The sequence below is a fragment of the Moorena sp. SIO4A5 genome, assembly GCF_010672005.1.
In the GTDB taxonomy this organism is placed as follows: Bacteria; Cyanobacteriota; Cyanobacteriia; order Cyanobacteriales; family Coleofasciculaceae; genus Moorena.
On record NZ_JAAHHZ010000250.1, the window covers coordinates 1 to 6854 of the forward strand.

Below are 6854 nucleotides of genomic sequence, written 5' to 3' on the forward strand. Positions count from 1 at the left end.
TAAACCTGAGCCTGGGAATCAGGAAAGATTCTTTGCTGTCAAATCCTACCCCAAACCATGTTCTACTCTTGAAACCTTACCGAATCCAGATGAATCCTTGAGTATCAATTCCAATTGCCCTTTGCCAATTGCTAGAAGCAAGCGCATTATAGCTCAAGAGCGGGGGGGAGAGACTAGAGAGTTTGAGTTAATCATCCCTGAACAATCTAACCCAGCTTCCCTAGACGAGACTACACCACCATCAGACCAGAACTTGTCTCAACCCCAATCTGGTTCCGAGTTAGATTCCGAAGTTACTGCTCCTACAATTACCTTCGATACCAATGAGCAGCTAGACATACTTGAGCTGACTTCAGACCGTCAGGAGTATGACCAAACCAGACAAGTGATTACAGCGGTGGGTAATGTTACCTTGCGCTTCCAAGATGCCTTACTAGAAGCTGACCGTCTGCAAGTCAACTTGCCTACTCGGATTGTGGTTGCGGATGGGAATGTGGCTCTGACCCGTGGTAACCAGGTGCTAGAGGGAGAGCGCTTTGAGTATTATTTTGTTCAAGATACTGGTGTGGTTTTCAAGGCTAGGGGAGAATTTGTCAGAGCAAGTTCAGATTCTGGGCCACCCCCCCCAACTCAACCGGTCAGTCGCAGAATTATTAATAGCCAGCCCTTAACTGGAATTAGTAATCCTGGAGCCTTTGCCATTGAGTTTGGTGCTCGGGTTATTCCCAATGCTGAAACTGGGACAAGCACAACAACCATAGAATCCCCAGAAATAGAAGGGACTATAAATCGATTCCGCTATGAAGCCGACCGGGTGGAGTTTGACGGGTTAGAAGGAGTTGCTACTAATGTCAGAATTACCAACGACCCCTTTTCCCCACCAGAGTTGGAGTGGCGCACCAGAAATGCTCGATTTAGACGGATTTCCCCAGAAGTAGATGAAGTAGTTGCCAAGAATCCTCGACTGGTTTTTGATCAAGGGTTTTCCTTGCCTACATTTCGTGAACGGTTTGTGATTGACCGCCGTGAGCGGCAACCGAGTTTATTGGATTTTGGGTATGATGATGACGACCGGGGTGGTGTGTTTATTCAGCGTGGCTTCAAGATAGTTGAAACTCCCTCGGTCAGGTTTAGTCTAACACCACAGTTCTTTCTTCAAAAAGCTATTCTTGGAGACAATGATGAAGATGAGAACAATGATGCAGAAGGTGGTGGCGTAATCGATCCGGCTAACTTTGGTTTGCTTGTTGACCTCGATGCTACCTTAGGTTCACGCACTACACTAGTAGGTTCCGCAGCACTCACTAGTCTGGATCCTGAGGATTTAGAAAACGAAACTAGGGGGAGTTTGCGCCTCCGACAAACTATTGGTAACACCTACCCTCATCGCTTGACCTTAGAAGCTAGCTACCGCGATCGCCTTTTTAACGGGTCTTTGGGTTTCCAAACCGTTCAGAGTAGTATTGGGGGTATATTTGAATCACCGACAATTCCCTTAGGGAAAACTGGCTTGACTATTCGATATCAAGCTGGCGTTCAGCGCATTAATGCTAACACAGATCGAGTAGACTTGCTACCTCTGCCACCTCGGGATAACAATCGGATTAATTTGACCCGTTATCAAGGGAGTGCAACCTTAACTTGGACACAACCCCTTTGGCAAGGTAAAATCTTGCCAGCAACTGCTGAAGAAGGTATGCGCTATACACCAGCACCACTGCTTCCCAATATTCAACTGAATTCATCCATTACGGGTGTTGCTAGTGCCTATAGTAACGGTGATTCTCAAGAGTTTCTCCGTGGGAACATTGGCTTAACTGGGCAATTCGGTCATTTTTCTAAACCGTTTCTGGACTATACGGGTTTTAATATCAGCTATAGTCAGGTAGCTTTAGGAAATACATCACCATTTTTATTCGACCGAGTTGCAGATACTCGTATTCTTAATGCTGGTATTACCCAACAACTCTATGGTCCCTTTCGAGTGGGTTTTCAGACTTCCCTAAATTTAGATACTAATCAGGAAATTAGTACTGATTTCTTTTTAGAGTATTCTCGTCGAAGCTACAATATTTTATTGCGCTATAATCCAGTTCAACAACGGGGTTTAGTTGGTTTACGAATTAATGATTTTAATTGGACAGGTGCAACGGAGCCTTTTGATACGTTTAGCAACAGCTGGGAGGATGATTAGGGAGTCGGGAGTCGGGAGTCGGGAGTCGGGAGTCGGGAGTCGGGAGTCGGGAGTCGGGAGTCGGGAGTCGGGAGTCGGGAGTCGGGAGTCGGGAGTCGGGAGTCGGGAGTCGGAAGTAGGGTGAAGCAAATCGAATGGCTCTGATAGTTATCAGAAACGTTAAAATTATTTGTGTGGAAATATAAACCCTACCAAATTAAGCTCCTGGATAGGTTGGGCATCTCCAATGAAGACTCATAAGCATCGGTCAGTCTGTGGGAAATTAAAGAAGCGGTTAAATGCAGTTAAACGCTTCTTTAATTCCCCTAAAATTCGTCATAGCAGCACCACACAACCCATACATCTTACGCTTGGAGAGCCTTATGCTCCCTACAAACCTCCCTCAACTACTCAGGCACCTAACCACAGCTACGGCGTAAGTAATCTTACCTGGCCCCCTGGTTATCGGCTACAGAACGGTAAGTACACCATCGAAACAAAACTAGGAGAAGGTGGGCTGGGTATTACCTATTTAGCCCGAACTAAAACAGGCGATCGCATAGTAATCAAAACTATCCTTAATCATGTACTCCGGCAAGATAATTTATTAGAATTTTGGAAAATTTTCGCCAATGAAGCCGTAAAATTAGCCCAATGTAGCTGTGGTAATCCTCATCTAGTCCGCTTATCTGAAGAAATTATCCGAGAAGGTGAACTACCCTGCCTAATCATGGAATACATCGAGGGGGAAACCTTGTCGGCTCTGGTGGAACGGCAGGGTGTCCTCTCAGAAGAGCAAGCCTTGCTGTACATCCAGCAAATTGGTAGCGCCCTCAGGGATATTCATCAGCAAGGGTTGCTCCATCGGGATGTTAAACCTAATAATATCATGGTGCGGAACAATGGTTCTGGTGCGGTGTTGATTGATTTGGGTATTGCCACTAAGTTTGTCCCTGGGGTTAAGCAAACTCATCTTTCTGCTTTTACTCCAGGCTATGCTCCTCTGGAACAATATGAGTTCCGTGGGCAACAGGGACCCTACACCGATGTTTATGCTTTGGCCGCTACCTTGTATGTGCTCTTAACTGGAAATGAACCAGTAACAGCTGACGAGCGGGTTGAGGGAGCTGTATTACCACCACCAAACCATCTTAATCCCCAGATTAGCGATCGCATAAATCGAGCCATTCTCAAGGCCATGAATTTGGTTGCAAGGGATCGCCCTCAGTCTATACCAGAATTTTTAAACTTACTGGGTATTAAGTTACCAACAAATAATAACAACTATAATAGCACAAATAGCACCAATAATCAACTACAGACAACTGCTCAAGTTGGATACTTTTATCTAGAACGTCTCCAAGATGCTGAGTGTTATCAAAAGATTTTACAACCAGGAGCGCTAATTCGGATTAAAGCACCGAAGCTGATGGGGAAAACGTTACTCAGTAATCGGATTCTTAGTTATGCTAAGTCTCGGGGTTATCGCACAGTTTATTTGAATCTGAATGAGTTACCTTGCCATGATTTGGATGTATTTTTACAGTCGTTTTCCGTGCGATTTGGTGACAATTTGGGCTTATCAGACCAGTTGGATAATTATTGGAGTAAACGGTTATATAGTAAGGTAAATTGTCAACGATATTTTGAGCAGTATCTGTTACCGTCTTTATCCAGTCCTGTAGTTTTGTGCTTGGATGAAGTAGACCGAGTGTTTCCTTATCCAGAAGTAGCTGGCGAATTTCTAGGTTTGTTGCGCACGTGGCATGAGGATGCTAAAAATAATCAACTTTGGAAAAACCTGCGGTTGATTGTGGTTTATTCTACAGAGGTTTATATTGAATTAGATATCAATCAGTCTCCTTTTAATGTGGGAGAAGCAGTAGAGTTATCGAATTTTTACTTAGATAAAGTTCAGAGTTTAGCTGGGCGTTATGGTTTAAAGTTATCCATTGAATCAGGGCAAAAATTAATGGGTATGGTAGGCGGACATCCTTATTTGTTGACGCTGGCTTTCTCTACTCTTAGCAAAAATACCAACATGACCATGGAGCATCTTTTAGAAACCGCCCCGACAGAATCAGGGATTTATCGTCATCATTTGCGAGAACTTTTAAATAATCTAATTCTCCATCCCAATTTACTAAACCCTTTCAAAAAGTTACTGACAACTACTAAAGCTGTGCGTCTGGATTATAAGGAAACGTATCTGTTAGAAAGTCTGGGATTAGTCAGAGCAATCGGGAACGATTGTATTCCTCGATATAATTTGTATCGTCAGTATTTTAGTAACAGGCTTTTCTAGTTAGGGAGCAGGGAGCAGGGAGCAGGGAGCAGGGAGCAGGGAGCAGTGAAATAGGAAGAGTAAATAAATCCTGTAAAACTCTATAACTATATCATCAAATCCAATACTGTATCCCTTTAGCATAAAACCAAATACTACTCCAATATCTTCACTACTGTTCTCTATTCCCTGTTCCCTGTTCCCTGTTCCCTGTTCCCTGTTCCCTATTCCCTACTCCCTACTCCCTACTCCCTACTCCCTTTCCTACCATGACCAACCAATCAACAATCTACCAAGTTGGCGGAAGTTTACCTCAAGATACCACAACTTATGCCCTGCGAAAAGCTGATACCGAAATTTTTCAGGCTTTAATGGCTGGGGAATTTTGTTATGTGCTCAACTCGCGACAGATGGGTAAATCGAGTTTGCGGGTACAAACTATGAAGCGTCTCCAGGAAGCAGGAGTAGCCTGTGGTTGTATCGATTTTACCATGATTGGGAAAGAGAATATACCCGTAGAGATGTGGTATTCAAGCTTGATAGTGATGCTGGTGTCTCAGTTTAAGCTATCAGGTAACTTTGATGAAGAAGCTTGGTTTAGAGATACAGAACACATCGCTCCATTGTTAGGGTTTGGCAAGTTTATTGAATCGGTATTGTTGGCAACTATTTCGGAAACTATTGTTATATTTCTAGATGAAATTGACAGTATTATTAAAGTAGCGTTTAAAGATGATTTCTTTGCCTTTATTCGCAGTTGTTATAACAAACGAGCCGAAAATCCTGTCTACAATCGCCTGAGTTTTTGTTTGCTGGGAGTAGCAACTCCAGCGGATTTGATTCAGGATAAACAGCGCACTCCGTTTAATATTGGTCGGGATATTGAACTGACTGGCTTTACCTTTGAAGAAGCGAAAACACCACTGCTCCCTGGTTTGGTAGGGAAGGTGGATAATCCTCAACAGGTGTTAGGTGAGATATTGACCTGGACGGGGGGACAACCGTTTTTGACCCAGAAGTTGTGTAAGTTAATGGTGGACGATGCTCTGGCTTCCCCCTTATTAAGGGGGACGGGAGGGGGATCCATCGATAACACTTCGGAATTGGGATCCCCCCTAACCCCCCTTAACAAGGGGGGAACTGGAGTTGAGGGCACTTCTGGAGGGGAATCGAACCATGCTCAAGCTTCCCCCTTATTAAGGGGGACGGGAGGGGGATCCATCGATAACACTTCGGGATTGGGATCCCCCCTAACCCCCCTTAACCAGGGGGGAACTGGAGTTGAGGGCACTTCTGGAGGGGAATCGAACCATGCTCAAGCTTCCCCCTTATTAAGGGGGACGGGAGGGGGATCCATCCACAGCACTTCGGGATTGGGATCCCCCCTAACCCCCCTTAACCAGGGGGGAACTGGAGTTGGGGGAACTTCTGGAGGGGAATCTAACCCTGCTCTGGCTTCCCCCTTATTAAGGGGGACGGGAGGGGGATCCATCGATAACACTCCGGAATTGGGATCCCCCCTAACCCCCCTTAACCAGGGGGGAACTGGAGTTGGGGGAAATTCTGGAGGGGGATCCATCCACAGCACTTCGGGATTGGGATCCCCCCTAACCCCCCTTAACCAGGGGGGAACTGGAGTTGCACAGGTCGCCCGTACCCAGATTATTGACAATTGGGTATCTCAGGATAAGCCAGAGCACTTGAAGACCATACGCGATCGCATTCTCAGAAATGAGCAACGGGCGAGTAGGCTGTTGGGATTGTATCAGCAGGTATTAGATCAGGGTAGTCTTGCCGCTGATGGCAGTGATGAACAGACGGAATTAAGACTATCGGGGTTGGTAGTGGAGCGGGATGGGTATTTAAAAGTTAACAACCGGATTTATGGCAGTGTTTTTGATCGCGATTGGGTTAAGCAAGAATTAGCGAGACTGCGTCCCTATTCTGAAGCCTTTACCGCTTGGGTTGAGTCTGGGTGTAAGGATGAATCGCGTTTGTTGCGGGGGGTAGCGTTACAGGATGCTCAAGATTGGGGTAAGGGTAAAAGTTTGAGCGATTTGGATTATCAGTTTTTGGCGGCTGGTCAGGAATTAGACCGCAGGGTATTGGCAGAAGAAAGTCGAATATTAGCTAAGGCGAATGATACGTTAACTGAGGCTCAAGACAAAGCGAAGCGAATCATCAGCATACGTACTACTATACTAGGTTTGTCCTTAATTGTTGCTTTGCTCACTTGGATCGAAGCTAGAGAGAATTTTAAACAATCACAGGAAGCTAAAACAGGTGCGCGACTAGAACAACAAGCGCTTAGTATTTTACGACGGTTACCAGGGGATAATGGTTACTATGGCGATCGAGAGCTTTTATACTCAGCTATGGAGACTGGGCAACAGCTAT

The 6854-nt window shown here is 45.3% G+C and carries 5 protein-coding genes; 3 read left to right on the forward strand and 2 right to left on the reverse strand.

Going from position 1 to position 6854, the window contains the following annotated elements; all coding sequences use genetic code 11:
* A partial coding sequence (locus tag F6K57_RS33965; RefSeq protein ID WP_293072332.1) for a DUF3769 domain-containing protein occupies positions 1–2194 on the forward strand: 2194 nt, incomplete at its 5' end.
* Here F6K57_RS33965 and F6K57_RS33970 read toward each other — a convergent pair.
* The gene (locus tag F6K57_RS33970; RefSeq protein ID WP_293072333.1) at positions 2117–2323 is read right to left on the reverse strand and encodes a hypothetical protein; all 207 of its coding nucleotides are present in this window, start codon (positions 2321–2323) and stop codon (positions 2117–2119) included. The two genes, F6K57_RS33965 and F6K57_RS33970, sit on opposite strands and share 78 nt — an antisense overlap.
* 97 nt (positions 2324–2420) lie before the next feature.
* Here F6K57_RS33970 and F6K57_RS33975 point away from each other — a divergent pair, with 97 nt between their 5' ends.
* A complete protein-coding gene (locus F6K57_RS33975; protein ID WP_293072334.1) occupies positions 2421–4478 on the forward strand; it encodes an AAA-like domain-containing protein in 2058 nt (685 codons plus the stop codon).
* On the opposite strand, the gene F6K57_RS33980 is transcribed toward F6K57_RS33975, so the two are convergent.
* A complete protein-coding gene (locus F6K57_RS33980; RefSeq protein ID WP_293072335.1) occupies positions 4479–4601 on the reverse strand; it encodes a hypothetical protein in 123 nt (40 codons plus the stop codon).
* A gap of 125 nt (positions 4602–4726) precedes the next feature.
* On the opposite strand from F6K57_RS33980, the gene F6K57_RS33985 reads away from it, so the two are divergent.
* The coding region (locus tag F6K57_RS33985; RefSeq protein ID WP_293072336.1) for an AAA-like domain-containing protein at positions 4727–6854 on the forward strand (2128 nt) is incomplete at its 3' end.

Excerpts from the sequence above, each read along its gene's own strand:
- F6K57_RS33975 (WP_293072334.1), top strand. The coding sequence starts at position 2,421 with ATGAAGACTCATAAGCATCGGTCAGTCTGTGGGAAATTAAAGAAGCGG.
- F6K57_RS33980 (WP_293072335.1), bottom strand. The coding sequence starts at position 4,601 with ATGCTAAAGGGATACAGTATTGGATTTGATGATATAGTTATAGAGTTT.